The organism is Glutamicibacter sp. NPDC087583, assembly GCF_044743685.1.
In the GTDB taxonomy this organism is placed as follows: domain Bacteria; phylum Actinomycetota; class Actinomycetes; order Actinomycetales; family Micrococcaceae; genus Glutamicibacter.
Genome location: NZ_JBIUWY010000001.1, coordinates 117,448 through 144,035 on the forward strand (window position 1 = coordinate 117,448; position 26,588 = coordinate 144,035).

A 26,588-nucleotide genomic window follows, 5' to 3' on the forward strand; every position below is an offset into this window, starting at 1 on the left:
GGCTCAACGCCGAAGCTTACTTGGTGAACTTGGCAACAACCTTGTTGGCGCTGCGGTCAGCCACGGTCTGCAGGATTGCTGCGACCAGGGCCGAAACGACTGCGAAGCCCAAGGCACGGCGGAAAGAAGCTTCCGCTGCTTCCTCAGTGCCCTTGCGTGGTGCTTTGCTGCCGGTTGCCTTCAACCAAAGGAAATCAACCAGCTTGCCGCCGAGCATGCCAGCGCCAACGGTGATACCGGTAGTGGCAAGTTTCTGCACTTTATCCATTTTTTCCTCGCGATCAAGCTCTTGACATATCGTTCCTCTGCCCAGCATACCTGCGGTATGGTGGGGGAGCAGTAATTATTCCGACAGGGGAGCGTCAGACTTTTAAAAAAGTCGCAAGACGCTGAGAGTGCGATAGATCGCAGACCCTCGAACCTGCCCCGGCTAGTACCGGCGAAGGAAGTCGAGCATCTCGGATGCGGATAGGCGCGGCAGTATGCCCTCATTCCGTCCATCTCCCCTCCTTTCCACAGGAGGACCAGCAATGAACGAAACAGTTTCGAAGCAGCGTACCGGCTGGCGTGTAGTTGATATCGTCGTCGCCTCGGTGATCGCCGTCGCTTCAGGGGTCATTTTCTGGGCGTGGAGTGCCGGCTATGGCCTGTTCTCGCTCGCCTTTGCGGCTTTCCCGCCAGCCACCGCGTTGCTCACCGGCATGTGGCTCTTCCCGGCGGTGCTCGGCGCACTGATCATCCGCAAGCCAGGCGCCGCAATCTACTGCGAGCTGCTGGCCGCTGTGGTTGAAGCGCTGCTCGGCTCGCACTACGGCTTGACCGTACTGATCTCCGGCCTGGTCCAGGGCCTGGGTGCAGAGCTGGTCTTCGCAGCATTCCGCTACCGCAAGTGGAACCTGGGCGTGGCGCTGCTGGCAGGCTTGTTCGCCGGCTTGTTCGCCGGCATTTCCGAGGCCTACATCCTGGCCTACTATGTTGAGTACACCGCCGGAATGAAGATCTTCCACGTGATCGCCACCGGCATTTCCGGCGTAGTCATCGCAGGGCTGCTGTCCTGGTTGGCCACGTGTGGACTGGCGAAGACCGGTGCATTGAGCGCCCTGCCGAGCCGGCGTGCTCACCTGGAAAGCGCAAAATGAGTTCCTTTGCCAATTCCGGCGCAGCCTCGCTGACCCAGCGCGGTGCCGCCATCACCGCAACGGGGTTCGGCTGGCAGCACTCCGAGAGGAAGAATCCTGCCATCTCGGGACTGGACCTTGTGATCCACGCCGGTGAGAAGGTGCTGCTGGTCGGTCCATCGGGCGCCGGCAAGTCAACCTTGCTGCACGCGATGGCCGGGTTGCTGGAAGCGGATGAGGACGATCAGGTCGCTGGCCGGCTGCTCATAGATGGCAGCGATGCCTTCATCCGGAGCCACCCGGTGGGCTTGATGCAGCAAGACCCGGAAACCCAGGTAGTGCAAAGCAGGGTCGCCGATGACGTGGCCTTTGGCGCCGAGAATCTCGGAATGGATCCCGAACTGATCCGCCAGCGGATCCCCGAAGTGCTGGACGCTGTGGGTCTGGGTGCGCTGTCCTTCGAGCACCGCACCCAGCAACTTTCCGGCGGACAGAAACAGCGGTTGGCCTTGGCCGGCATTCTGGCCATGGAACCCAGCGTCATGCTGCTCGATGAACCGACTGCCAATGTGGACCCGCAGAGCATTGAGCTCTTGCGCGATGCGGTGCTGAACGCCGCCCGGCTTTCCGGTGCCACGCTGGTCGTCGTGGAACACCGGATTGAAGCCTGGGCGCAGCATGTGGACCGGGTTATCGTGCTGCAGCCCGGTGGGGGAGTCGCGCACGATCTGGACCCGCAGCAGCTGTACACCGATGAAACGGTGCGCGAGGAGCTGGCTGCTGCCGGGCTGTGGATTCCAGGCTACTTCCCGCAGGTGGCTCGGGCAACGAACGGTGCCGGTGCCACGCTGCTGGAAGCGCAGCAGCTGGTATCCGCCCGCACCGCCACGGCACCGCGCACCCAAGCGGTGGACGTGAATGTGCAAGCGGGCACCGCGACGGTGATTCGCGGTGAGAATGGCGCTGGAAAGTCGACGCTGGCCTTGACCTTGGGCGGATTGCTCGTCCCGGCCGACGGCGGGTTGGCGGCCACCGCGCAACTGGCCGACGGCCTGGGCAACTCCCCGTTTGCCTGGAAGGCCGGTGCATTGATTGGGCGGATCGGTTCGGTGTTCCAGGAACCCGAACACCAATTCGTGACCCAGAGCGTTCGGGAAGAGCTGGCTTTCGCTCCCAGCCGCGCGCAGGCCAGCAGCGCCGATGCGCCGAAATACGAGCCGGCCCAGGTCCAAGCGCGCGTGGACGCGTTGCTGGAACGCTTGGGCCTGGCGCATTTGGCAGACGCGAACCCGTTCACTCTCTCCGGGGGCGAGAAGCGGCGCTTGTCCGTGGCCACTGTTCTGGCCGCATCCCCCCAGGTGCTGATCCTCGACGAACCGACCTTCGGGCAGGATGCGAATACGTGGAGGGAACTGGCCGGGCTGCTGGTTGAGGAATTGCAGCAGGGCACCGCGATCATTGCTGTGACCCACGACGATCACTTTGCCTCGGTGCTCAAAGCAAGGGACCTGGTGCTCACTGCCGGCACCCCGGAAGCTGGTACCCCGCGACAGGGGCCGGTGCTTGATGCGCCGGTAGGGCATAGCTGGTTGGCGAAGATCAATCCGCTGGCCAAGCTCGGTGCGGTGGCTGCGGCAACACTGCCGTTGATCACCACCTTGGATTGGGTTTCGGCGCTGGTGGTGATCGTGGCGACCGTGGTGTTCTTCCCCCTGGCAGGGCTGAGCCCGCTGAAATTCCTCAAGCGCGCGTGGCCACTGCTGATTGCCGGAATCCTTGCGGCGTGGGGCATCGCCTTGGTGGGCCAGGATAGCGGCATGGTCTACGCCCAATTCGGCGCCTTCAGCATCACCGAGGGATCGGTGGCCGGGGGCATTGCCACCGGACTGCGCGCTTTCGCGCTGGCCATCCCGTGCATCTTGCTGCTGGCCACCACGAATCCAAGCGATTTGGGCGGGGCGCTGTCTCAGCAGCTGAAGGTACCCCACCGGTTTGTGCTCGGGGCCTTGGCCGGCATGCGCCTACTCGGGTTGATGGTGGAAGAATTCACCACGCTCACGCTGGCCCGGCGCGCTCGCGGTGTCGGGAACTTCGGCACCGTGGGCCAACGCATCAAGGCAACCCTCGGCCAGGTGCTGGCCTTGCTGGTGCAAGCGATTCGCCGCGCCGGACGGTTGGCCACCACGATGGAGGCCAAGGGGTTTGGCACGGCCAAGCGTACATGGATTCGCACGGCCACCTTCACCTGGCGTGATGGCATGGTGCTGGCCACGGGGATCCTGTTTGGCACGGCCGCAATGGCTGCGGCCGTGCTGGCAGGGACCTACAACTTGGTGTGGTCCTAGCGGATTGCTTCGCTCAGGGCGCTGAGCTCTTCATGGAGCTCAGCGTCCAGGCGCAACGGCTTGGCATCGATGGTGCGCACCGGGGTCAGCAGGCGGATGGAGGAAACCAGCCACACGCCATCGGCCTGGTACAGGTCTTCCGGGCGCAACGGGCCGTAGCCCAGCTCCCAGCCATCCTGGGCCGCGGCGTCGAAAATGGCGCTTTGCGTGGTGCCTGGCAGGATGCCGGTTTCAAGCATCGGGGTCAGCAGCCGCTTGGTCTCGCCATCGCGCTGGGCTACCAGCACGGTCGAGGTCGGAGCTTCCAGGATGATCCCGTCGGCGGAGGTGAAAATGACATCATGGGCGCCGTGCTTGTGCGCGTAGCGCAGGGCGGCCATGTTGATCGAATAGGAAAGGGTCTTGGCGCCCATCATGAGCCATGGCGCACGTTCGGCCAGCTTCGAGTCGTAGCCGCGATCCAGCATCAGGACATCCACACCGGTTTCACGCTGTTCCCTGCCCAAGGCCGGGGCAGGGGTCACGGTGACCCAGCAAATGGCAGGATCATTGTCGTGCTCGCCGCGCGCGGCGACCAGCTTGACCACCGCTTCTTCAGCGCCGCCGGTGGCATCGAAATCGGCCACAGCGGTATCTACCGCGGCAAACCAGCTGCGCGCATCGGGAATGGCCAAGTCGGCAACTTCAGCCGAGGTCGCCAAGCGTGCCAGGTGCGCTTCGAATTTGCGTACGGCCTGGTTGGTGTAGAGCATCGATTCAAAGATGCCATCACCTCGCGTGACTCCCTGTGCTGTGACCAGAAGTTGCGGTGCAGTGATGTCTGCAAGACGACCAGCCGGATAGGCCGGATCCAAGAATACAAGTGAGCTCATAAAGACAGATTATCGAACCCCAGCGTCTTCTGCGCGATTTCTGCAGGCGGAGATTCAGACAAGTCCGGCAATGTTCGATAAGCTAAGCGAAGGATTTTGGCCTGTACATCGCAGATCAGAGGCCGATAATGCCGAATTCGCGGGGTGTAGCCAAGGGGGTGCCCGAGTGTGGCCAAGTAATGAAGTCTTCTTGCAGATTGGCGGCGTTCTCTGGAGCGTGCTGGTCGCAATAGAGCTAGCGGTTCGCTACTTCATGATCGGCATCGTTCCGGGCAACCGGCGCCCCACCACCGCCATGGCATGGCTATTGGCTATCTTCTTCCTGCCCGTTGTGGGACTTGTCGCATACTGGCTTTTCGCCAATCCGCACCTGTCGCGCCGCCGCTTGGAAAAGCAGCGGCGTGCGCACGATGAAATCATGAAGGCCACGAGCCACATGCAGCTGCCCGAAGAATTCCATTCCCAGGAGGAATGGGTCGAATCGGCAGTCATGCTCAACCGCAATCTTGGTGCCATGCCGCTGGAAGGCGGCAACCAGGTAGAGGTCATTTCCGATTACCGGGCTTCGCTCGATGCCATGCGCAAGGAAATCGATAACGCCACCCGCTATGTGCACATCCAGTTCTACATCATGGGCGATGACCCGGATTATGTTGGACCGGTACTCGATGCGCTGGAAGCGGCCGCGGAGCGCGGCGTGCACGTCCGGTTGCTCTTCGACCACCTGGGAACCTTGCGCGTCAAGGGCTACAAGGATTTCAAGAAGCGGCTGAAGAAATCCGGTATCAACTGGCGCCCGATGCTGCCCATCGACCTGATTGGCCGTCGTTGGCGCCGCCCGGATCTGCGCAACCACCGCAAGATCCTCGTTGTTGATGGCGAGGTGGCCTTCACCGGAAGCCAGAACCTGATTGAACCCGGCTACAAGCGCGAGTCCTCGCATAAGGTGGGCCGCGAATGGGTTGAAATGATGCTCCGGGTCGAAGGTCCGCTGGTGCGCAGCCTCGACGTCACTTTCGCTACCGACTGGTGGCAGGAGGACGACGACCAGGAAGTGCTGATGGACATGGCCGAGGCCCGCCACCCGCTGGCCTATGAGGAACGTCCCGGTTCCACCCTGGCGCAGCTGCTGCCCAGCGGCCCCGGATACGGTACCGAGAACAACCTCAGGCTGTTCAATACGCTGATCTATTCTGCCTCCGAACGCCTGGAAATCACCAGCCCCTACTTCGTTCCCGACGATTCGCTGCTCTATGCCATCACCACTGCCGCCCAGCGCGGAGTAGAAGTGGAATTGTATGTTTGCGAAGAGGGCGACCAGTTCCTGGTGCACCACGCGCAGCAGTCCTACTACCAGCAGCTGCTGGAAGCCGGCGTGCGCATTCACCGCTACCCGGCACCGATGGTGCTGCATACCAAGTGCTTCACCGTGGATAACGACGTGGCCGTGGTGGGATCCTCGAATATGGACATGCGCTCATTCAGCCTGAACATGGAAATTTCCGTGATGCTGCTGGGCAAGGAAATGGTCGATGCGGTTAACCAGGTGCAGAACCACTACCGCGGGATTTCCTCGGAAATCACCCTCTCGCAGTGGCGCCGCCGTCCTCGCATGCAACGCTGGATCGACAATGTGGCTCGCTTGACGGCCACCTTGCAATAATTCAGTTGGCTTAAGTGTCTTGCGGGAAACTGGCGCCCAGTGCTTGAAGCACGCCGCGGGATTTGGTGATGACCTCGTCCCACTCTTCAGCGGGCACCGAATCAGCGGTGATTGCCCCGCCAAGGCCCAGGCTCAACCGCCATGACTGGTCAGCTAGCCGGTCGCACACCAGGGTTCGGATCACCACGGAGAAATCGGCGGCACCATCAGCACCCAGATACCCCACGGCCCCGGAGTACAGGCCGCGGGCACGGTGCTCTTCGAGCTCATCCAAGATGCTCATCGTGGACAGCTTCGGTGCACCGGTCATGGAGCCCGGCGGGAAAGCTTCGCGCAGGGCTTCGGCGGCCAGCTGCGGGGCGGATAGCGTGGCGTCGATGGTGGAGACCATCTGGTGCACTGTCGCGTAGGTTTCCACCGCGCACAGCCGGGCAACCTTCACCGACCCGGGAACCGCATGGTGCGAAAGGTCGTTGCGCAACAGGTCAACGATCATGATGTTCTCGGCCCGGTCCTTGGGATGGGTGGCCAGATCATGCTTCAACGCGAGATCTGATTCTTCATTTTCGCCACGCGGCCGGGTGCCCTTGATAGGCTCGGCCCGCAACTGCCCGTCCTTGGACAGCGCGAGGAACCGTTCCGGTGAAATGCTGGCGATTTGCAGATCAGTGAAACGCAGGTAGTGGGCAAACGGTGCAGGGCTGGAGCGGCGCATCCGGCAGTAGGCCTCGAACGGATCGAACAGTTCGGCATGGGCCGTCAGTTCGGTAGTCAGGCAAACTTCGTAGGTGTTGCCTTCATAGATCTCGCGTTGGGCCTGGCGTATCTTTTGCTTGTAACCGGCTTCGGTATCCGCGCAGCTGAACTGCGGGATAGGCAACGGGTGGTGGGCGCGCAGTTCTGGAGGATTGCCCAACAGGATGCTCAGCGCTGCTGCCGGTTCGCTAATGCTGTGCAGATGCATCTGGCCTTCTTGATGGTCAATGACCACCACGGTATCCGGCGCAAAGAACTGGGCATCGGGGCGCACCCGCCCGGGTTCAACCACTGCCTGCAGATCCGCGGCGCCGAGCTCGCGCTTGAGCTCATAACCGAGGTACCCCACCCATGCCGGCAGCGGGTAGCCGACTTTAGCGGTGGTTCCGGCAGGCCAGAGGCCTGCCAGCGCGCGGAAGAAATCCTCGCCCAGCCGTACTTGCGCTCCGGGCAAGCTGACGGTGGTGCCGTGGCTGGTGGCGCTCAGTACCGGGGGCTGTTCTGCCGCCGAAAGCGCGATCAACGAATAGCGGTTGCGTCCCAACGGGTCGCTGAGCTTATGGCTTGTTGATTCCAGTAGTGCGGCATGCGGAAGGGACCGGGCCAGTTCCTCGAAGAGTGACGCCGTATCGGCTGGCGCCTCGTAGCTCTGGCGGAAGGTTGGGGCAGTGGGGGACTGGTTGGAGCGGAGGCAAAGCTGGCGCATCATGGCAGGCAGGTAGCGGCAGGAACGCGCCCAGATCTCGATGGGGTCGTGGTCGCCAGCGGCATCAATGATCAGGGTTGCTGCGGCGTGCGGCTGATGGGCCAGCAGGTACCGTTCCTCTTGTTCGGCCCACATCTGCCAGTACGGACGGTAGGCCTGTCCATCGCGTGCCAGCGCCCGATCGCGGCGGAAGCTTTCGGGTGCTTCCAGCCAGATCCCGATATCGAGGAATTCTCGGGCGTCGGAATGGATCGCTCCTACGCCTTCGATGATCACTACCTCGGCCGGAGTGAAGTTCTTGGATGCGCCAAGGGCACCCGCGGCCCAGTCCCAGGTGGGGTAGGTGATCGTGTTGCCTGCTGCGAGCTGAGGCAGGATCCGGTGGTAGAGATCGAAGGACAGGTGCAGCCCGTCCCAACCGTGGTAGAGCTCTTCGAGGCGCAAAATAGCTATGGAGGCGGTGGCTTCCAGGTATTTCGCTAGGTCTGTTGCAAAGGTGCTTTTGCCGGATCCGGAACGCCCGTCAATGGCAATCAGCGTTGGTCTAGCGGTTTCCACGAGAGGCGATGTTACTCCGCACGTAATCTACAAGGGCAGGCAGGGAAGCAGAAATGAGTTTCCAGGTCTCGCGGAAGTCTCCGGCATCACCGTACCAGGGGTCATAGATGCCCTGCTGGTCGTGCGGGGAGCTCGCGGTTCCCGGATCAAAGGAACGGAACATCCGCAGTTGCGGACGTTCGCTCGGATCGATTTCGGCCAATTCGGGAACGAGTTCCTCGAAGTGGTCGGTGTCCATCGCCAGTACGAGATCCATCTTGGCGATTTCGTCCGAGTCGATCTGGGCAGCAATGTGCTCGGATGCATCAAGTCCATGGCTGCGCAGAGTACTGGCAGCACGCTCATCGATGCGCTTGCCGACTTCACCATCGGTGATGGCTCGCGATATGACCTCGACCTGCGAGACCTCGGCATCCTTGAGCGCATTCTTGAGCATGTACTCGGCCATAGGCGAACGGCAAATATTTCCCGTGCACACGATCATTATCCGGAACATGGCATCAGTCTATGGGCACAAGGCGATTCGATCGATAGCTACGCGCCCGTTTCCCGGCAACAAATCGGCAACGATTCGGAAATTGGCCCGGGAATCGGTTCACGGCTAGGAGTTCTGCGGCAAGAGCGGGGCGAAAATGCTAGTGCATGAGCAGCAGGAGCGCGGCGACCAGGATGAACAGTACGCCGAAGAGGACGTTCAGCAACTTGGCGCCGCGGTAAGTAGCGGTGAAGCGCTGGAAGGTGCGGGCCGTGCCGGCAAAGAAGAAGAACATCACCGCAATGTCCACCACGATGACCGTGCCGATGAAGATGGCGTATTGGGCCAGGAGCGGCTGATCGGTGCGGATGAACTGCGGGGTGAAAGCCAAGAAGAAGACGATGGCCTTCGGATTGAGCAGGTTGACCAGGATGCCCCGGTTGAGCATGGACCAGCGGGTCAGGCGGTGCCCGGTGCTGGTTCCATCGGAGGCGACCTCCGGCTTGGAGAGCAGCATGCGGATACCGAGATACACCAGATAGGCAGCGCCTGCGTAGCGGATGATGGCGAACAGCAACGGCGAGCTGGCCACGAGCAAACCGACTCCGGCGGCAACGATCACCACATGGATCAGCAAGGCGATCTGCTGCCCGAGCACGCCCCAAATGGAAGCACGCCAGCCTTGGCGCATCGAATTGCTCATCGTGTTGATGGCTCCGGCGCCGGGGGTGAAGCTGATGACGATGCAGGCGCTGAGAAGGGATATCCAGAGTGAAAGGGTCACTGCTTAAGGCTAGTGTCCGTCGCGCTCTTGGCTGGTTTCGTTGCCCGCTGTGTTACGACTTCTTCGCGCGCGCTGTCCACGCCGGCGACGGCTTCTGCCATGAAGCGGGCTATGACCTGCAGCTGCTGTTCGTCGTAGTGGCTGATCACTTCCCGCATTTTGGCACCTAGCGGCATGAACATTTCCATGCCCTTGCCGCGGGCTTTGGGTGTCATGGCGATGCGGATGACACGGCGATCCCGGTCCGAGCGCTGGCGCTCGATCATTCCCAGTTTTTCCAGGCGGTCGAGCATGGCGGTGGTAGCCGGAGAACTCAGTTGCAGGTCGCGGCTCAGGTCGCGCGGGGAAGGCAGAAGGCTGCGCTGCTCGTATTTCATGATGATCGACAGCGCATTCATATCCGTGCGGTGCGTTGCGTAAAGTGCTCCGGTGGACTCAACGTAGCGGTCCGAGGCTTGGCCGAATTCCTGCAGGAGCATGACCAAATTGTGCTGTTCTCTTGCGCTCATAGGCGCAATCCTAGTCGGAAAAGCATTTAATAGCCTGGGAAGTATTTCGACGATGGAAGTAAGTCTTGTAGTATGGCATTCGGATCGCCCTTTGATCCACCGCCAGCAATCACGAGTGAGGACGGATCAGTGGCGCATGTAGCGAAAACCGACCAGCCATCGGGCAAGAAGCGATTGGACAAGAAGGGTATCGGCATCAGGGCAGGAATCTACGCCCTGCTGATCATCCTCTGGCTGGGTGTAGCCGGAATCGGCGGCCCGACCTTCGGCAAGCTTTCCGAGGTCCAGACCAACGACCAGACCTCATTCCTGCCGGCCACCGCCGAAGCAACCGAAGCCCTGGAATGGCAAAATAAATTCCGCTCCACCGAAGCAATCCCAGCGGTGGTCCTGCTCACCAGCGATGGCGAGGTCAGCAAGGAAACTGCTGGAGGGATCGGCGAGGCGCTGAAGGACTTCACGCATCTGGACGGGCAGATCACCGGGCCCTTCCTCTCCGAAGACGGCAAGGCCGCTGAATTCATCGTTCCGGTCTCCGGCGAGGTGGAGGCCGATACCGGAGTCGAAGAGCTGCGGGCGCTCCTGGCTGCCGAGAAGCCCGAGGGCACCACCGCCTATGTCACCGGGCCGGCAGGCTTCAGCGCCGACCTGGTCGAGGCCTTCGGCGGCATCGACGGCGTGCTGCTGGGCGTGGCCCTGGTAGCTGTGCTGGTGATCCTGCTGCTGGTCTACCGTTCGATCCTGCTTCCCTTCACGGTGCTGCTCACCTCGGTCGTCGCGCTGTGCGCGGCAATTGTCGCGGTGTACTTCATGGCATCCGAAGGCTGGATCCGGCTCGACGGCCAGGCCCAGGGCATCTTGTCCATCCTGGTCATCGGTGCGGCTACCGACTACTCGCTGCTGTTCGTGGCCAGGCACAAGGAAGCGCTCATGGCCGGCCAGGACAAGTGGCAGGCCGTGGCTTCCGCATGGAAAGGCTCGCTGGAACCGATTGTCGCTTCGGGCGGCACCGTGACGGTGGGCCTGCTGTGCCTGCTGTTCTCCGATCTGAACTCCAATAAGGCACTGGGACCCATTGGCGCCTCGGGCATCATCTTCTCGATCATTGCCGCGTTGACGTTCCTGCCAGCGGTGCTCGGCTTGCTGGGACGGGCCGCTTACTGGCCCTTCCCGCCCAAGCCGGCGGCCGTGGACGCCCAAGGCCAGGAGAAGGAAGGCTTGTGGGGCCGCATCGCGCGGTTCGTTGCCAGCCATCCGCGCCCGATCTGGATCATCACCGCTCTGGTGCTCGCCGTGGGAGCGCTGGGCATGACCCAGCTCAAGGCCCATGGCGTGCCGCAGAGCGAGCTGGTGGTAGGCGGTTCGGAGTCGCGTGACGGGCAGATCGCCCTGGGCGAGCACTTCCCTGGCGGCTCGGGATCCCCGGCCACGGTGATTGTCGATGAAGCCGAAGCGCAGACGGCCCTGGAAAAGGCCCTTGAAGTCTCCGGCGTGGATTCGGCCTACTTGCAGGCTGAAGACGGCGGACCGGCCATGGCCGCCCGCGGGGCCGAGCCAATGAGCGTCGATGGCCGCAACCTGATGTCGGTGACGCTGGCCGATGCAGCGGACTCGGATGCCGCCAAGCAGACCGTGGTCGAGCTGCGCGAGCAGCTGCATGCGGTCGACGCCGACGCGCTGGTCGGCGGCACCACTGCGACCCAGCTCGATACCAACGAGACGGCCATCGCGGATCTGTTCAAGATCATTCCGATTACCCTCCTGGCCATTTTGCTGATCTTGATGCTGCTTCTGCGTTCCATTCTGGCTCCGGTGCTGCTGATCCTGACCACCGTGCTGTCCTACGGCACAGCGATGGGTGTCAGTGCACTGGTCTTCAACAATGTCTTCGGCTACGTGGGTGCCGATCCATCCGTACCGCTGTTCGGCTTCGTCTTCCTGGTGGCGCTGGGCGTTGACTACAACATCTTCTTGATGACCCGTGTGCGCGAGGAATCCTTGAAGCGCGGAACCCGTGAGGGCATGCGGGTGGGCTTGAAGGTCACCGGCGGCGTGATTACCTCCGCCGGCGTGGTGCTTGCCGCTACCTTCGCCGCACTGGGTGTGGTGCCAATCATGTTCCTGGGCCAGTTGGGCTTCATCGTGGCCTTCGGGGTGCTCTTGGATACCTTCGTCGTGCGAAGCCTGCTGGTGCCGGCGCTGGTCGAAGAAATCGGACCAAAGGTCTGGTGGCCCTCGAAATTGGCGAAGAAGGAATTCGAGCTGAATTAGGCAGCGCGGCGGCCTGTCCCGGGAGCCCTAGTGGTGAACGTCTCCCGGGGCGGCAGTGCAAAGCGGGGCCGCTCACAGACGGGCCCCGCTTTCGCACTGTAGTATGGATACTTGTGCGTCACCGGAAAATTCTGTGGCGCATGCGTCGACAGTTTAGATTTCCCTCCTGTGAATCGCCCGGAAAACCTCCGCCGGTCCACTTTTGGCAGCAGGCCTTCCTTGGCCTTGCATGTTGCGGACTTCCTCCTGGCTCGGCGAAACCCAACGCCTGAAGCAGGCGTGCGAATCAGAGAGAAAGTTTGAATATGTCCGTAACTTTTAGCGCCCTCGGCGTGCCCGAATACCTGTCGAAAGTCCTTGCTGCCAGCGGGATCGAAGCCGCTTTCCCGATCCAGGAAGCCACCTTGCCTTCGACCTTGGCTGGCGGCGACGTCCTGGGCCGCGGCCAGACCGGCTCCGGCAAGACTTTGGCCTTCTCGCTGCCCCTGGTAGCCCGGCTGGCAGATCGCCCACAGCGCCGCAAGGCCCGTTTCCCACGCGCGCTGATCATGGCTCCAACCCGTGAACTGGCGACCCAGATTGCCAAGACCGTTGACCCCCTGGCAAAGGCCGCAGGCCTGCGTACCACCGTGATCTACGGTGGCGTGGCCCAGAGCCGCCAGGAAAAGGCCATGAGCGAGGGCGTGGACATTGTCATCGCCTGCCCGGGCCGCCTGGATGACCTGATCAAGCAGAAGGTCGTGGACCTGTCCCAGCTGGAAATCTCCGTGCTGGATGAAGCCGACCACATGGCCGACATGGGCTTCCTGCCTGTAGTTCGCCGCATCATGGACCGCATGCCAACCGGCATCCAGCACATGCTGTTCTCCGCTACCTTGGACAACGGTGTGGACAAGGTGGTCAAGCGCTACCTGAGCAACCCGACCATTCACTCGGTGGATGCACCCAAGGCCGCTGTGAACACCATGGAGCACCACGTCTTCGTCATCGGCAACGATGATAAGAAGGACCTGATCCGCGTTCTGGCCCAGGGCACTGCCCGTCGCATCATGTTCATGCGCACCAAGCACCACGCCAAGAAGATGGCGCTCACCCTGTCCAAGGCTGGCGTTCCGGCGGTAGACCTGCACGGTAACCTCTCGCAGAATGCCCGTGACCGCAACCTTGCTGCTTTTGCTTCAGGCGAGGCGAAGGTTCTTGTCGCCACCGACGTTGCCGCTCGTGGCGTGCACGTTGATGGTGTGGAGCTGGTTGTCCACGTTGATCCACCAGCAGAGCACAAGGCCTACACCCACCGCTCCGGCCGTACCGCACGTGCGGGTTCGGATGGAACTGTAGTGACCATCTGCACCCCTGATCAGCAGGGCGACGTTTCGACTTTGCTGAAGCAGGCCGGACTGAAGGTGCCTTTCGAAAAGGTCAACCTGAATTCTCCGGTTGTGGCCAAGGTCGTCGGCGAAGTTGCCGAGCCGGTTGCCTACGTTGCTCCGGTTCAGCAGAAGCGCAATCCTGCCAAGAGCAAGCCTGCCGGTGAAGGTGCCGGCCGCGGTGGCCGCGGCCAGCGCCCGGCGCGTGGCGCCAAGCCAGCTGCCGAAGCCCAGGGCCGTGGCGGCGAACGCCGCCGTACGGAACGTGACGGCGCTAGCCAGGGCGAGCGTCCAGCGCGCAGCGCTCGCGGTGCGAACACCGACCGTCCAGCCCGCGGCGCACGAGGTGCCAACGCTGAACGCCCGTCGAGCCCTTCGCGCTCACCGCGAACCGGCGGCCGCAATGCCGCTGGCGGTGCAACCGGTGGCCGTTCGCGTGGCCCGCGTCGCGCATCGAGCCCGGCTGGTCGCGGCAACTAGGCGCTGGCACTAATCCTTGCGGAGTACTCCCTCGCATCCATCCCAATGGATGCGGGGGAGTTTTGCGTTAAACCCGGGAATTTGCGCGTCAAAAGTTTAGATCTGCTGGCTGATCCCGTTTCGACTAGGCGATACATAGGATTGAAGCAACGAGCCGCCGATTAACCTTCACCGCTTCAGGAGCACCAGCCATGATTGAATCCCTGCAGAATTTCGCCGCGTCCTTCCCGGAGCCACTGCAATTCTTGGCGGTTGCCTTGCTAGCTGCCATTCCGCTGATCGAGTCCTACTTTGGTTCGGCCATTGGCGTGGTCATCGGTGTTCCGGTGGTTGCTGCCATCGCCACCGCCGTGATCGGCAACGTGATTTCCATGCTGTTGTTCGTCAACAGCGCCCACGCCGTGCGCAACAAGGTTCGCAAGGGCAAGGACTCGGAGAAGAAGGAACGAAAGTTCGAGAAGCTGCGCCGAGCTTTCGATAAATACGGCATTGCCGGGGTGAGCCTTCTGGGGCAGACCATCCTGCCTTCGCAGGTGACCTCGGCTGCCTTGGTCTCCTTCGGCGCCAATAAGCAGAAGGTGATCATCTGGCAGATCATCTCGATTATCTTGTGGGGCACCGCGTTTGGCGTTCTGGCTGCCCGGGGAATTAGCCTGATGGGCTAACCGGAACTCGCTGAAAGCGAACAAGCCGTCCTCGAATGACCGAGGACGGCTTGTTTTCCAGTGGCTATGGAATGCCAAGGGATTACTTGCGGCGTCCAAAAGCAAAATAGGCGATGGGGCCAAGGAAATTGATCATGCTGGCCGCTGCCCATGCCGACTTTGGACCCTTGACCTGTTCGGCGGGGCGCTTGTGCAAATCCCGCAGTGCCGCAACCATCAAGGTCAGCTCGGCAATTGCCGCAGAGGCGACCGCGATCTTTCCGCCCGGTGGCAGATCCTGGAACTTGCGCTTTGTTTCCATGAGGTGGCTCCTAGCTGCCGCTTTTCCCGCCCGCTGGAAGCGTTGAAAGCGGATGAATGAAAAATTTTTTCAGGACGGGAATTATTCTCTCACCACCGCAGTTGAAATGAGCAGAACGCAAAGTTGAGTCACCTTCGCTCAAGTTGATTTGACAGCCGAAAGCGGCTGAGTAAACTTGAGTGCAGAACGCTCAATGAGGATAAATGTCCTCAGCGTTAGTACTTTCAACCAAGGCAAAGGAGAGCCATTATGTCGCGTGCCGTAGGTATCGACCTAGGAACCACCAACTCCGTCGTTTCCGTGCTCGAAGGTGGTGAGCCAACCGTTATCGCAAACGCGGAAGGCAACCGCACTACCCCGTCGATCGTTGCTTTCTCGAAGAGCGGCGAAGTCCTGGTTGGCGATATCGCCAAGCGCCAGGCCGTCAACAACATCGACCGCACCATCGCATCGGTCAAGCGTCACATGGGTACCGATTGGACCATTGACGTTGACGAGAAGAAGTACACCGCTCAGGAAATCTCGGCTCGTACCCTGATGAAGCTGAAGAACGACGCTGAGTCGTACCTGGGCGAGAAGGTCACCGACGCGGTGATCACCGTTCCTGCATACTTCAACGACGCAGAGCGCCAGGCCACCAAGGAAGCTGGCGAGATCGCCGGCCTGAACGTCCTGCGCATCGTCAACGAGCCAACCGCAGCTGCGCTGGCTTACGGCCTGGAAAAGGGCCAGGAAGACGAGCTCATCCTGGTCTTCGACCTCGGTGGCGGCACCTTCGACGTTTCCCTGCTGGAAGTCGGCAAGGACGACGACGGCTTCTCGACCATCCAGGTCCGCTCCACCGCAGGCGATAACCGCCTGGGCGGCGACGACTGGGATCAGCGCATCGTGGATTGGCTGCTGGCCCAGGCCAAGGCCAAGGGCGCGGACCTGTCCAAGGACAAGATCGCGCTGCAGCGCCTGAAGGAATCTGCTGAGCAGGCCAAGAAGGAACTGTCCTCGGCTACCAGCACCAACATCTCGCTGCAGTACCTCTCGGTGACCCCGGAAGGCCCAGTGCACCTGGACGAGCACCTCTCGCGTGCCAAGTTCCAGGACCTGACCAAGGACCTGCTGGAGCGCACCCGCAAGCCATTCAACGACGTCATCGCCGAGGCAGGCGTCAAGGTTTCGGACATCGCCCACGTGATCCTGGTTGGCGGTTCCACCCGCATGCCAGCCGTTGCCGAACTGGTCAAGGACCTGGCCGGCAAGGAAGCGAACAAGGGCGTGAACCCAGATGAGGTTGTCGCCGTGGGCGCAGCGCTGCAGGCAGGCGTGCTGAAGGGCGAGCGCAAGGACGTTCTGCTCATCGACGTCACCCCACTGTCCTTGGGTATCGAGACCAAGGGCGGCGTGATGACCAAGCTGATCGAGCGCAACACCGCGATCCCGACCAAGCGTTCGGAGACCTTCACCACCGCCGAGGACAACCAGCCTTCGGTATCCATCCAGGTCTTCCAGGGCGAGCGCGAGTTCACCCGCGACAACAAGGCGCTGGGCACCTTCGAGCTGACCGGTATCGCACCGGCTCCTCGCGGCATCCCGCAGGTTGAGGTCACCTTCGACATCGACGCCAACGGCATCGTGCACGTATCCGCCAAGGACAAGGGCACCGGCACCGAGCAGTCGATGACCATCACCGGTGGTTCCTCGCTGTCCAAGGAAGACATCGAGCGCATGGTCCAGGAAGCTGAAGCACACGCCGAAGAGGACAAGGCACGCCGCGAGGCCGCTGAGACCCGTAACGCCGCTGAGCAGGCTGCCTACTCCGTAGACAAGCTGATCAAGGACAACGAAGACAAGCTGCCTGAAGAGGTCAAGACCGAGGTCCAGGCTGACGTCGACGCCCTGAAGGCTGCCCTGGAGAAGCAGGACAACGACGACGAGGTCAAGGCCGCGTTCGAGAAGCTGCAGGCATCGCAGACCAAGCTGGGCGAGGCAATCTACGCCAACGCGCAGGCCGAGGGCGCCCAGGCTCCTGAGGGCGAGCAGGCACCGAACGCTGATGAAGACATCGTCGACGCCGAGGTCATCGACGAAGACGAAGCCGACAAGAAGTAAGGAGTTTAGGAATATGTCCGAGGCAAAGGACCAGAACGAGAACTCCGGCCAGGAGCCGGAGAACCAGCCAGAGGCCGCCAACGAGCAGCCAACCGCTGACGCCCTGGGTCAGGCCGAGGCGATCCTGAACGAAGCTGCTGCTGGCGCTGAAGCCGATTCGGCGCAGCCGGAAGAGGCCGGTGCGGTGGAAACCGAACTGCGCAACGACCTGCTGCGCCTGCAGGCCGAATACGTCAACTACCGCAAGCGCGTGGAACGCGACCGGGCCGTAGCGCGTGAAAACGCCGTGCAGTCCGTGCTCAACACCCTGCTTCCGGTGCTTGACGACATCGATGCGGCACGAGCCCACGGCGACCTCGCCGACGGCCCGTTCGCATCGATCGCCAACAAGCTGGATGGAATTCTGGCTCAGCATGGCCTGGAGCGCATCAACGAGGCCGGCGTGGAATTCGACCCGAACATCCACGAAGCCCTGCTTCGCCAGGCTGTTGACGAGATTCCAGCCGACCACGTGGGACAGGTGCTGCGCACCGGTTACCGCAAGGGAACCATCATCCTGCGTGCAGCTCAGGTGCTGGTAGCAACCGGCGAATAGCCACGAATAGCACAATCGATACTGCCCACTGCCGAGTCTTCGACAGTGGGCAGTGTCGAATTGGCACTGAAAGGATGGGGCCCTGATGGCAAGTCAGGACTGGATCGAAAAAGACTTTTACGCCATTCTGGGCGTCTCCAAGGACGCCAGCGAGGCGGACATCAAGAAGGCGTACCGCAAGCTTGCGCGCAAGTACCACCCGGATACCAACCAGGGTGATGCGGCCGCTGAAAAGAAATTCAAGGACATCTCCGAAGCCAACTCGGTGCTTTCGGACAAGGAAGAGCGCGAGCAGTACGACGCGATCCGCGCCATGGGCGGCGGAGCGCGATTCTCTGCTGGTGGCGGACCGGGCGGCCCCGGCGGGCAAGCCGGCTTCGAGGACATCTTCTCCAACCTCTTCGGAGGCGGCGGAGCGGGCGCACGTGGCCGCGGCGGGCAGCCGGACTTCTCCGACCTCTTCGGTGGTGGCGGCGGTTTCGGTGGCGGCGGCTTCGGCCAGAGCGCACCACCGCGCAAGGGTGCTGACCGCACGGCGAGCACCACGATTTCCTTCTCCGGATCAATTAAGGGCACCACCATTGGCCTGCGCGAGCAGAATGGCGAGGTCATTGACGTGCGCATACCGGCGGGCATCAAGGATGGCCAGTCGGTGCGCGTGCGCGGCAAGGGCCAGCCTGGTGCTGCCGGCAACGGCGACCTGCTGGTCAAGGTCAAGGTCAGCGAGCACCCGTTCTTCAAGCGCGAAGAGAACAACATCCGCATCCACGTGCCGGTGACCTTCGCTGAAGCGGTGCTTGGAGCAAAGATCCACGTACCGACCCTGGACGGGGATTCCGTTGCGGTGAAGGTTCCCGCTGGATCCAACTCCGGGCGCACCTTGCGTCTGAAGGGCCGCGGCGTGAAGACCTCCAAGGCCACCGGCGATCTGCTGATCGTCCTGGATGTCGCGATTCCGCAGAACCTCTCGGATGCTGCAAAGAAGGCCGTGGAGGACTTCGCATCAGCCACCGAGGGCGAGGATCCACGAGTGGATTTGGCTGCCAAAGCCAAGCTCTGAACCCAATAGGCTGTCTTCCCTGCCCCGTCATCGAATTGGCTGGGCAGGGAAGATAGACTCGAAGGCAATAGGGACCGAATCCAAGGTCCTTGCAGAAAGGTGGTAGAAGCAACGTGAACGGGGAGTACCTGCGACCTGTCTTCGTCATTTCCGTCGCCGCGCAACTTGCAGACATGCATCCGCAGACGCTGCGCCAGTATGACCGCATTGGTTTGGTTTCGCCCAGCCGCCAGAGCGGAAAGCAACGCCGCTACTCGCAGCGCGACGTATCACTGTTGCGCCAGGTGCAGGCCCTGAGCAAGGAAGGCGTCTCGCTCGAGGGCATCAAGCGCATCCTGGACCTGCAAGATCAAGTCGCCTATCTGCAAACCGAAGTCAATGGGCTTCGCCAAGAACTTTCCGCCGTACGCCAGGGCCAATCTCGCATCTTCGCTGCGGGCACCGCTGGAGGCGACATCGTTTCGTTGGCTAGGGGCATGCGCCCTGAACGCCGTGAACCGACCGTGACGCTGTTTACCGCGCGCCGCGCTATCGGACGCTAGATCCGTCCGTGCCGGGCCAAGCGCGCTTCCAATTGGGTGCGCACGGCAGGCCATTCGTGCGGGAGTATTGAGAACATCACCGTATCGCGCAGGGTGCCGCTCTTTGGATCATATTTGTGATTGCGCAGCACGCCATCCTGCTTGGCGCCGAGCCGTGCAATCGCGGCGCGTGAAGCGGCATTGTGCCAGTGCGTGCAGAAAGCCACTGAATAGCAATCCAGTTCCTCGAAAGCCCGGCGCAGCAGCATGAACTTGGCAGCTGGATTGATCCCGGTGCCTTGGGCTGGCATGGCCAGGAACGTTGAGCCGATTTCCACGCGGTGATTTGCCGCGTCGATATTCAAGTAAGTCGTGGCCCCCACCGCTTTGCCGGTGGACAGGTCGATGATCGCAAAGGGAGCCATCTCGCCAGTTTCCTGCAATGCCAAGCGGCGCTGGATATCCAAGCGCATGGATTCGGCCGATGGAGTGGTGGCAAACCACGCTTCATCCAACTGGCCGTTGGCTGCGAGCTGGATCAGATCCGGGGCGTGGTCCATTGACAATTGTTCTAGCCGCACCCCGGCATAGTCCATTCTCGGAGCTTTGGCGTAGTGCAGACTTTGCGCAGAAGAAGAGGCCATGGAATCCATCCTATGGATTCCATGGCCTCTTCAATGCTTTATTTCGGCGACTAGCCGATGCGGGTGTACGCCAGATCGAAGACCAGACGACCAGCCTTGAGCGCCTTGCCTTCGAAGCTGGTCAGGATCCGGCGCTCGAAACGCGGGGCCCAGCCACCCTGGGCATCGGTGAATTCTGGCTCGGGGTCGAAGCCTTCCATGCCCTCGCGGCGCACCTTGGTCAGGTTGCTCTCAGTGCCGGACAGATTGCCATGATGCTGGTTCTCGAAGTCCGGATGGGCTTCGAGGACTTCGCGCATTTGCTCGGCGTAGTTGGACCAGTCGGTGGCCAAGCGCAGGGTGCCTCCCGGCTTGAGCACGCGGGAGACCTTGTCCAGGAACGAGGCCTTGATCAGGCGACGCTTATGGTGGCGCGGCTTGTGCCATGGATCTGAGAAGAAGATCCAGATCTCATCGGCGCTGTTCTCGTCCAGCATGACATCCAGAACCTCTGGGGCATTGGCCTGCACTGCGCGGACGTTGGTGATGCCGAAAGACTCGACCTTCAGCATCAGCTGGGCCAGGCCCGGACGGTAGACCTCAACGGCGAGGTAGTTGCGCTCGGGATCATCCTTGGCGGCGTTGGCGATGCATTCGCCCAGGCCGGTGCCGATCTCCACGATCAGCGGTGCGGTGCGTCCGAAAGCCTCGGCAGGATCGAGCTGGAAGTCATCGGCAACCGAAGTGTCGGCGATCTTGCGGGGCGGCTCAATGACGTACTGATCGGCATTGCGCTCCCAGGCGCTGGCACGGCGGCCCTGCAGGCGGTTGCCGCGGCGCACGAAGGATACCGGCTCGGCACGGAAAAGGTCTGGGTTCCTAGGGGCAGTGCCGTGGGCTGGGCGCTGCTGCTCGCTCGATTCGCTCATGATGATTAATCCTATCCGAGCAAGCTGCTTCGATGCTTGCCGAACGGTAGGGGATTGGACACCCCTAGAAGAAAATCGGGGGGATCCCCGATGGAGTAAAACAGGCAAAAGACAGAGAATATAACCATGACTGATTTAGTGCGCGGTATTCTCAACATTATTTGGCTGCTTTTCGGCGGCCTGTGGCTGGCCTTGGGCTACGTGTTGGCAGGCATCATCTGCTGCGTGCTGATCGTGACCATTCCATTCGGCATCGCCTCGTTCCGCATTGCCGGCTATGCGCTGTGGCCGTTTGGCCGCACCGTGGTCGACAACGGCCCGGTAGGCGCGTTCTCCACCCTGGGCAACATCATCTGGATCATTTTTGCTGGTATCTGGATTGCCGTTGGGCACGTGGTAACCGCGATCCCGATGTTCATTTCGATTATCGGCATCCCGCTGGGGATCGCAAACTTGAAGATGATCCCGGTTTCCCTGATGCCTCTGGGCAAGGTCATTGTGCCTTCGGACTATTTCATCGGCGGTGTTCGCCGCTAGGCTGCGCCAAGACAGCGAATGGCTGCCAACCCTTGATGGGGTTGGCAGCCATTCGCTTTATGTACGAACCTGATCAGCTCTTGAGGTACTCATCGTGCTGGCGGTGCGCTTCGGCGACCTCGACACGGATCTTGTCCACGTCCTTGGCCTTGTCGCGGTACTTCTTTTCCATGGTTTTCACATACGCTTCTTCCTCCACCAAGGCGCGGTAGATGCGTTCGCGTTCGACCGCGTCCGAGGTGTAGCTCAGGTCGTTGTAGCTGTTGGCATGGCGGCGCAGGTTGCCGATGGCAGTCTGGGCCTTGCCTGCCTTGCTGAACAGCGAAGCGAGAATTGTCAGCACCAGGACGCCGATAATGACGCTCAGCGACAGGCCGGTGCTGATTTCAATGACCATCACGTGCTCACCATCATTGATGAATGGCAAGTTGTTCTCGTGCAGTGCATGCAGGATCAGCTTCACGCCGATGAATGCCAGGATTGCTGCCAACCCGTAGGACAGGTAGATCAAGCGGTCCAGCAATCCGTCGAGCAGGAAGTAGAGCTGGCGCAGTCCCATGAGCGAGAAGGCGGTAGCCGTGAACACGATGTAGACGTTCTGGGTGAGTCCGAAGATCGCAGGGATGGAATCCAGAGCGAAGAGAATATCGGTACCGCCGATGGCCACCATGACCAGCAGCATCGGAGTCAGGACCTTCTTGCCATCGATCTTGGTGAACAGCTTGTCGCCGTCATAGTTGTCGGTAGTGTGGAATAGCTTCTTGGCGATCCGGATGATGAAGTTGTTGGCCTCATCGGATTCGTCATCCTTCTTCAGCAGGTTGCCTGCGGTCAACAGCAGGATCAGGCCGAACAGGTAGAAGACCCAAGCGAACTGGTTGATCAGCGCCGCGCCGACAAAGATGAAGGCGGTACGTGCGATCAGCGAGAAGACGATGCCGAAGAGCAGGACTTTCTGCTGGTCTTCGCGGGGTACGCGGAAGCTGGCGATGATAATCAGGAAGACGAACAGGTTGTCGACCGACAGGGCCTTCTCGGTAATGTAGCCGGCAAAGTACTCGGCACCCATGTCGATTCCGCCGAAGACCAGCACCAGCACACCGAAAACGAGGGCCAAGCCAACATAGATGCTGGACCAGATCGCTGCTTCACGCAGCGATGGAACGTGGGCCTTGCGGATGTGGAAGAAATAGTCGAAGGCCAGAAGGGCGAGAATCACGACAATCGTGATGCCCCAAATCATAGGGGAAACTCCCATAGGGATTCCTGCTTTCGTAAGTAGCGCGCGAACGCATCTGAGTAAGTCTCTTCACCGACCCCGGGGCTGGCCGCAAAACCCGGCAGGACCATGAAGTCCTGCGTATTGACGGATTCAACGATTATGAATACTCCCTTACGTTCTACCAGCTTATCCCGATGCGGTGCTTCTGGAAAAATCTTGGTCCGTGGATGTCATGATGATCTGTAATGTACTTTGTCTTTGTGCAGTTGGGTAGGCGTCAATAGCAATTCGAAGAATGCACTTCGCTTGGAGCAACGTGGGCTAGGGGCAGGAACTAGGCGCTGCTAGAGCGACTTGTGCATCTTGATGCTGGTGGTTTCATATCCAAGCGATTCATAGAGGCCGCGAGCGCTCTGGTTGAATCCGAACACATTCAGCCCCAGGGTACGTGCGCCGTGGGCACGGGCGTATTCTTCGGCCAAATTCATGGCCTGGCGTCCGAACCCCTTGCCGCGGTGCCCGGGGTCGACAACTATGTACCAAACCCACCATGAAGCCGGATCGCCTGAGGTGTCGTGGCCGATCCAGACATAGCCCACATCGCCGAAAATGCCATGCTCCAGGGTGAATACCGCATTGGTGCAACTTGGCAATCCGGTGGGAAAGGCCCGGGTCATGGCCCGGTCTGCATCTTCCTGCGCCTTGTGCTGGGAACTGCCAGCGGCAACAAGGTCCGATACGTACTCGGCGGTACTTCGTGCCATCCACGAATGGAATTCTTCAGCGGGAAGCGGGTGGAGTTCTAATGGCATGCCCGGAGTCTACCGGTTGAGGGCGGCACGCTATTTCCGCGCGGCCAGGATTTGTTCACGCAGGATATCTGCGTGTCCGCAATGCTGTGCCAGTTCACGCAGCATATGCAGCTGGATCCAGCGCAGCGGCAGCGGTCCACGCCGGTTGCCTGAGAAGACGTCATCTCCTGTTTTGCCTTCGACTGCTTGATGCGACAGTTCGATGGCTTGGGCATATTCGTGCCGAATCGAATCGATGGTGTCGGAAGCCTCCAAGTCGAATGATTTGCTGGGCGAAGAGGCAATGCCCAGCTCTGCACGGCTGCGGCCGGTGGCTGCTTCACCGAACCAGACCCGTTCCACGAAGATCGCATGTTTCACCAGCCCGAGCAGCGTGGTCTTGGATTCAACCAACTTCAATCTGGCTTCGGCTTCACTCAGTCCGCCGGTGCAGGAAAGCAGCATCTGCCGGTGCTGATCGATGAAAACTTGGACCATATCATCGTGGGTCAGTGAAAAAATGTCTTTGGAATCCGGGTTGGCCATGCTTTATCTTAAGTCGGCAAATCGTTAGTGACAAGGGATTTTGCCTCTGGGGCAAGTGAAATAGAAAATCTTTCGAAAATCTTGCTCTAGCTGGAATACGAAGAGTGCGAGTAGAGTTGAGTTAAGTACACTCAAGTTTATGGGTTCACCCAATTAGAGAAAGGATGCGCGTGGACACCAAACTCACCACTAAGAGCCAAGAAGCTCTCTCGGCTTCCGGGATGAACGCTTCAACCGCAGGCAATCCGCAGATTGAACCTGCGCACCTGCTGAAGGCCTTGCTGGACCAGCGCGACTCCGTCGCAGTCGCCCTCCTGAAGACCGCCGGATTGGATGTCGACGCGCTTTCGATCAAGGCAAGCGCTGTCATCAACGCATTGCCTTCCAGCTCCGGCAGTTCAGTGGCCCAGGCCCAGTACTCCCGACAGCTGCTGCAGGTTGTGAGCAACGCCCAAGCGGCTGCCGCAGAAATGGGGGACACCTACGTCTCCACGGAGCACCTGCTTATCGCCTTGGCGTCAGACCAGACCAAGGCCGGCGACGCGCTGCGCGAATTCGGGGCCACCCGCGAACTGCTGGTGGGCACCTTGCCCACCATCCGCGGCGACCGCAAGGTCGATAATCCGGATCCGGAGGCCACCTTCCAGTCCCTGGAGAAGTTCGGTACCGACATGACCGCCCTGGCTCGCTCGGGCAAGCTGGATCCAGTCATCGGCCGCGACCGCGAGATCCGCCGCGTGGTCCAGGTGCTCTCCCGCCGAACCAAGAACAACCCGGTGCTGATCGGCGAGCCAGGCGTTGGCAAAACCGCTGTCGTTGAGGGGCTTGCCCAGCGCATGATCGCGGGCGACGTGCCGGAATCCCTGCGTGGCAAGACCCTGATCTCGCTGGATTTGGGCGCCATGGTCGCCGGCGCCAAGTACCGTGGCGAATTCGAGGAGCGGCTGAAGTCGGTATTGGAAGAGATCAAGGCTTCGGACGGCCAGATTGTCACCTTCATTGACGAGATCCACACCGTGGTCGGCGCCGGAGCCTCCGAAGGCGCCATGGACGCGGGGAACATGCTCAAGCCAATGCTCGCCCGCGGCGAGTTGCGCTTGATTGGTGCTACTACCTTGGACGAGTACCGCGAGAACATCGAGAAGGATCCCGCCCTGGAACGCCGCTTCGCACAGGTGTATGTCGGTGAGCCCAGCGTGGATGATACCATTGCCATCCTGCGTGGGTTGAAGGAGCGCTACGAGGCGCACCACAAGGTTTCCATTGCGGACTCCGCCTTGGTGGCAGCATCCACGCTGTCCAACAGGTACATCTCCGGCCGCCAGCTGCCAGACAAGGCCATCGACCTGGTTGATGAGGCCGCTAGCCGCCTGCGCATGGAGATCGACTCGGCTCCGGAGGAAATCGATGAGCTGCGCCGCGAGGTGGACCGGCTGACCATGGAGGAGCTGGCGCTGTCCGATGAAACGGATCCAGCTTCGGTGGAACGCCTGGATGCGCTGCGCAAGGACATGGCCGACAAGAAGGAACAGCTGGACGCGCTGAACTCCCAGTGGGAAGCCGAGAAGGCTGGCTTGAACCGCGTCGGTGACCTGAAGGTCAGGCTCGACGAATTACGCAGCCAGGCCGACAAGGCCCAGCGCGAGGGCGACCTGGAGCAGGCCTCTCGCCTGCTCTACGGGGAGATCCCAACGCTGCAGCAGGAACTGGATGCGGCGGCAGCTGCCGAAGCCGATAAGGCCGATACGCACACCATGGTTGCCGAGGAAGTCACCGCGGATGACATTGCAGAAGTCATCTCGGCGTGGACCGGTATTCCGGCCGGGCGCATGCTGCAGGGTGAAAGCCAGAAGTTGCTGGATATGGAAGAAATCATCGGGCAGCGCCTGATGGGGCAGAAGCAGGCTATTGCCGCTGTCTCTGATGCCGTTCGCCGTACCCGCGCCGGCATTGCCGACCCGAACCGCCCTACCGGATCCTTCCTGTTCCTGGGTCCTACCGGTGTCGGCAAGACGGAGCTGGCCAAGTCCCTGGCTGACTTCCTCTTCGATGATCCACGGGCGATGGTGCGGATCGACATGTCCGAATACTCGGAGAAGCATGCGGTTTCGCGCCTGGTCGGTGCCCCTCCGGGCTACGTAGGGTATGAAGAGGGCGGGCAGCTGACCGAAGCTGTGCGCCGCCGCCCGTACTCGGTGATTCTGCTGGACGAGGTGGAAAAGGCGCATCCGGAAGTATTCGATATCCTGCTGCAGGTGCTCGATGACGGGCGGCTGACCGATGGCCAAGGCCGCACCGTGGACTTCAGGAATACCATTCTGATCCTCACCTCGAATCTGGGTTCCCAGTTCCTGGTGGACCAGAGCATGGAAGACGAGGCCAAGAAGTCAGCGGTGATGAGCGTGGTCAATGCATCGTTCAAGCCGGAGTTCTTGAACCGTCTCGATGAGGTCATCCTCTTCGACCCATTGAGCATCGAAGAGCTGGGCAGCATCGTCAAGCTGCAGATCGACCTGCTCGCACAGCGCTTGGCCGACCGCCGCTTGAACCTGGAGGTGGATCAGGCCGCCAGCGATTGGCTGGCCCTGACCGGTTACGATCCTGCCTACGGCGCTCGTCCGCTGCGCCGCCTGGTGCAGCGCGAGATCGGAGACCGGCTGGCCAAGGAGATCCTGGCTGGAACGGTGCAGGACGGGGATACTGTAGGGGTCACCCTGGACGAAGTTGGCGACAAGCTCAAAGTTGCCAAGAAGGCCTAGGAGCCTGGCAATGGCGAGGGCGTGAACGGATG

General features: G+C 61.2%; 24 protein-coding genes and 1 riboswitch. Of the genes, 12 read left to right on the forward strand and 12 right to left on the reverse strand.

Annotated features, from left to right (window positions below; translation table 11 throughout):
• Positions 1–16: 16 nt before the first annotated feature.
• Positions 17–259 (reverse strand): DUF4235 domain-containing protein, encoded by a 243-nt coding sequence (locus tag ACIOU9_RS00560; protein WP_105657090.1) that lies wholly within the window; start codon positions 257–259, stop codon positions 17–19.
• 84 nt (positions 260–343) lie between these two features.
• Positions 344–465: riboswitch (TPP riboswitch) on the forward strand.
• A 65-nt stretch (positions 466–530) separates the two neighbouring features.
• On the opposite strand from ACIOU9_RS00560, the gene ACIOU9_RS00565 reads away from it, so the two are divergent.
• Both ACIOU9_RS00565 and ACIOU9_RS00570 read left to right on the forward strand, forming a co-directional pair.
• On the forward strand, positions 531–1,139 hold the full coding sequence (locus ACIOU9_RS00565; RefSeq protein WP_402695829.1) for an ECF transporter S component: 609 nt from the start codon (positions 531–533) through the stop codon (positions 1,137–1,139).
• Positions 1,136–3,463, forward strand: a complete 2,328-nt coding sequence (locus ACIOU9_RS00570; protein ID WP_332594641.1) for an ATP-binding cassette domain-containing protein — start codon at positions 1,136–1,138, stop codon at positions 3,461–3,463. The genes ACIOU9_RS00565 and ACIOU9_RS00570 overlap by 4 nt, the downstream gene beginning before the upstream one ends.
• Here the strand turns inward: ACIOU9_RS00570 and ACIOU9_RS00575 are convergent.
• Positions 3,460–4,335 carry an aminodeoxychorismate lyase gene (locus ACIOU9_RS00575; RefSeq protein WP_105657010.1) on the reverse strand — a complete coding sequence of 292 codons (876 nt, stop codon included), beginning with the start codon at positions 4,333–4,335 and terminating at the stop codon, positions 3,460–3,462. The two genes, ACIOU9_RS00570 and ACIOU9_RS00575, sit on opposite strands and share 4 nt — an antisense overlap.
• 166 nt (positions 4,336–4,501) lie before the next feature.
• On the opposite strand from ACIOU9_RS00575, the gene cls reads away from it, so the two are divergent.
• A complete protein-coding gene (gene cls, locus ACIOU9_RS00580) occupies positions 4,502–5,998 on the forward strand; it encodes a cardiolipin synthase (RefSeq protein WP_286134130.1) in 1,497 nt (498 codons plus the stop codon).
• 10 nt (positions 5,999–6,008) lie between these two features.
• Here cls and ACIOU9_RS00585 read toward each other — a convergent pair whose 3' ends face one another.
• From ACIOU9_RS00585 to ACIOU9_RS00600, 4 genes are all read right to left on the reverse strand, one after another.
• Positions 6,009–8,018: a chorismate-binding protein gene (locus ACIOU9_RS00585; RefSeq protein WP_402695831.1), complete on the reverse strand. Its 2,010-nt coding sequence runs from the start codon at positions 8,016–8,018 to the stop codon at positions 6,009–6,011.
• A complete protein-coding gene (locus ACIOU9_RS00590) occupies positions 8,005–8,514 on the reverse strand; it encodes a low molecular weight protein-tyrosine-phosphatase (protein WP_105657007.1) in 510 nt (169 codons plus the stop codon). Before ACIOU9_RS00590 ends, ACIOU9_RS00585 begins: the two co-directional genes overlap by 14 nt.
• 139 nt (positions 8,515–8,653) lie before the next feature.
• Positions 8,654–9,277, reverse strand: coding sequence for a LysE family transporter (locus ACIOU9_RS00595; protein ID WP_105657006.1), 624 nt, complete (start codon positions 9,275–9,277; stop codon positions 8,654–8,656).
• Positions 9,274–9,786, reverse strand: a complete 513-nt coding sequence (locus ACIOU9_RS00600) for a MarR family winged helix-turn-helix transcriptional regulator (RefSeq protein ID WP_105657005.1) — start codon at positions 9,784–9,786, stop codon at positions 9,274–9,276. The genes ACIOU9_RS00595 and ACIOU9_RS00600 overlap by 4 nt, the downstream gene beginning before the upstream one ends.
• 129 nt (positions 9,787–9,915) lie before the next feature.
• Between ACIOU9_RS00600 and ACIOU9_RS00605 the strand changes: the two genes are divergently transcribed.
• The 3 genes from ACIOU9_RS00605 to ACIOU9_RS00615 all read left to right on the forward strand — a co-directional run bounded on the left by ACIOU9_RS00605 (position 9,916) and on the right by ACIOU9_RS00615 (position 14,569).
• Positions 9,916–12,057, forward strand: a complete 2,142-nt coding sequence (locus ACIOU9_RS00605; protein WP_402695833.1) for an MMPL family transporter — start codon at positions 9,916–9,918, stop codon at positions 12,055–12,057.
• Between the two features lie 305 nt (positions 12,058–12,362).
• Positions 12,363–13,904 carry a DEAD/DEAH box helicase gene (locus ACIOU9_RS00610; protein ID WP_402695834.1) on the forward strand — a complete coding sequence of 514 codons (1,542 nt, stop codon included), beginning with the start codon at positions 12,363–12,365 and terminating at the stop codon, positions 13,902–13,904.
• Positions 13,905–14,095: 191 nt separating this feature from the next.
• A complete protein-coding gene (locus tag ACIOU9_RS00615) occupies positions 14,096–14,569 on the forward strand; it encodes a small multi-drug export protein (protein WP_105657003.1) in 474 nt (157 codons plus the stop codon).
• Between the two features lie 82 nt (positions 14,570–14,651).
• Here the strand turns inward: ACIOU9_RS00615 and ACIOU9_RS00620 are convergent, their stop codons facing one another.
• Positions 14,652–14,870: a PLD nuclease N-terminal domain-containing protein gene (locus ACIOU9_RS00620; protein ID WP_402695836.1), complete on the reverse strand. Its 219-nt coding sequence runs from the start codon at positions 14,868–14,870 to the stop codon at positions 14,652–14,654.
• Between the two features lie 249 nt (positions 14,871–15,119).
• Between ACIOU9_RS00620 and dnaK the strand changes: the two genes are divergently transcribed.
• From dnaK to ACIOU9_RS00640, 4 genes are all read left to right on the forward strand, one after another.
• A complete protein-coding gene (dnaK, locus tag ACIOU9_RS00625; protein WP_105657001.1) occupies positions 15,120–16,973 on the forward strand; it encodes a molecular chaperone DnaK in 1,854 nt (617 codons plus the stop codon).
• 13 nt (positions 16,974–16,986) lie between these two features.
• The gene (locus ACIOU9_RS00630; protein WP_105657000.1) at positions 16,987–17,568 is read left to right on the forward strand and encodes a nucleotide exchange factor GrpE; all 582 of its coding nucleotides are present in this window, start codon (positions 16,987–16,989) and stop codon (positions 17,566–17,568) included.
• A gap of 85 nt (positions 17,569–17,653) precedes the next feature.
• On the forward strand, positions 17,654–18,628 hold the full coding sequence (locus ACIOU9_RS00635) for a DnaJ C-terminal domain-containing protein (RefSeq protein WP_402695838.1): 975 nt from the start codon (positions 17,654–17,656) through the stop codon (positions 18,626–18,628).
• A gap of 113 nt (positions 18,629–18,741) precedes the next feature.
• Positions 18,742–19,170, forward strand: coding sequence for a heat shock protein transcriptional repressor HspR (locus ACIOU9_RS00640; protein ID WP_105656998.1), 429 nt, complete (start codon positions 18,742–18,744; stop codon positions 19,168–19,170).
• Here the strand turns inward: ACIOU9_RS00640 and ACIOU9_RS00645 are convergent.
• Together ACIOU9_RS00645 and trmB are read right to left on the reverse strand one after the other, a co-directional pair.
• Positions 19,167–19,793: a GNAT family N-acetyltransferase gene (locus ACIOU9_RS00645; protein ID WP_402695839.1), complete on the reverse strand. Its 627-nt coding sequence runs from the start codon at positions 19,791–19,793 to the stop codon at positions 19,167–19,169. The genes ACIOU9_RS00640 and ACIOU9_RS00645 overlap by 4 nt on opposite strands.
• A gap of 50 nt (positions 19,794–19,843) precedes the next feature.
• Positions 19,844–20,701, reverse strand: coding sequence for a tRNA (guanosine(46)-N7)-methyltransferase TrmB (gene trmB, locus ACIOU9_RS00650; protein ID WP_133833561.1), 858 nt, complete (start codon positions 20,699–20,701; stop codon positions 19,844–19,846).
• A 126-nt stretch (positions 20,702–20,827) separates the two neighbouring features.
• Here trmB and ACIOU9_RS00655 point away from each other — a divergent pair, with 126 nt between their 5' ends.
• A complete protein-coding gene (locus ACIOU9_RS00655; protein WP_105656996.1) occupies positions 20,828–21,238 on the forward strand; it encodes a YccF domain-containing protein in 411 nt (136 codons plus the stop codon).
• 73 nt (positions 21,239–21,311) lie between these two features.
• Here the strand turns inward: ACIOU9_RS00655 and ACIOU9_RS00660 are convergent, their stop codons facing one another.
• The 3 genes from ACIOU9_RS00660 to ACIOU9_RS00670 form a co-directional block, all read right to left on the reverse strand.
• Positions 21,312–22,496 carry a TerC family protein gene (locus ACIOU9_RS00660; RefSeq protein WP_105656995.1) on the reverse strand — a complete coding sequence of 395 codons (1,185 nt, stop codon included), beginning with the start codon at positions 22,494–22,496 and terminating at the stop codon, positions 21,312–21,314.
• 308 nt (positions 22,497–22,804) lie between these two features.
• Positions 22,805–23,272, reverse strand: a complete 468-nt coding sequence (locus ACIOU9_RS00665) for a GNAT family N-acetyltransferase (protein ID WP_402695841.1) — start codon at positions 23,270–23,272, stop codon at positions 22,805–22,807.
• 30 nt (positions 23,273–23,302) lie between these two features.
• A complete protein-coding gene (locus tag ACIOU9_RS00670) occupies positions 23,303–23,797 on the reverse strand; it encodes a DinB family protein (RefSeq protein WP_133833563.1) in 495 nt (164 codons plus the stop codon).
• A gap of 170 nt (positions 23,798–23,967) precedes the next feature.
• On the opposite strand from ACIOU9_RS00670, the gene clpB reads away from it, so the two are divergent.
• Positions 23,968–26,556 (forward strand): ATP-dependent chaperone ClpB, encoded by a 2,589-nt coding sequence (gene clpB, locus ACIOU9_RS00675; protein ID WP_105657087.1) that lies wholly within the window; start codon positions 23,968–23,970, stop codon positions 26,554–26,556.
• Positions 26,557–26,588: the final 32 nt, after the last annotated feature.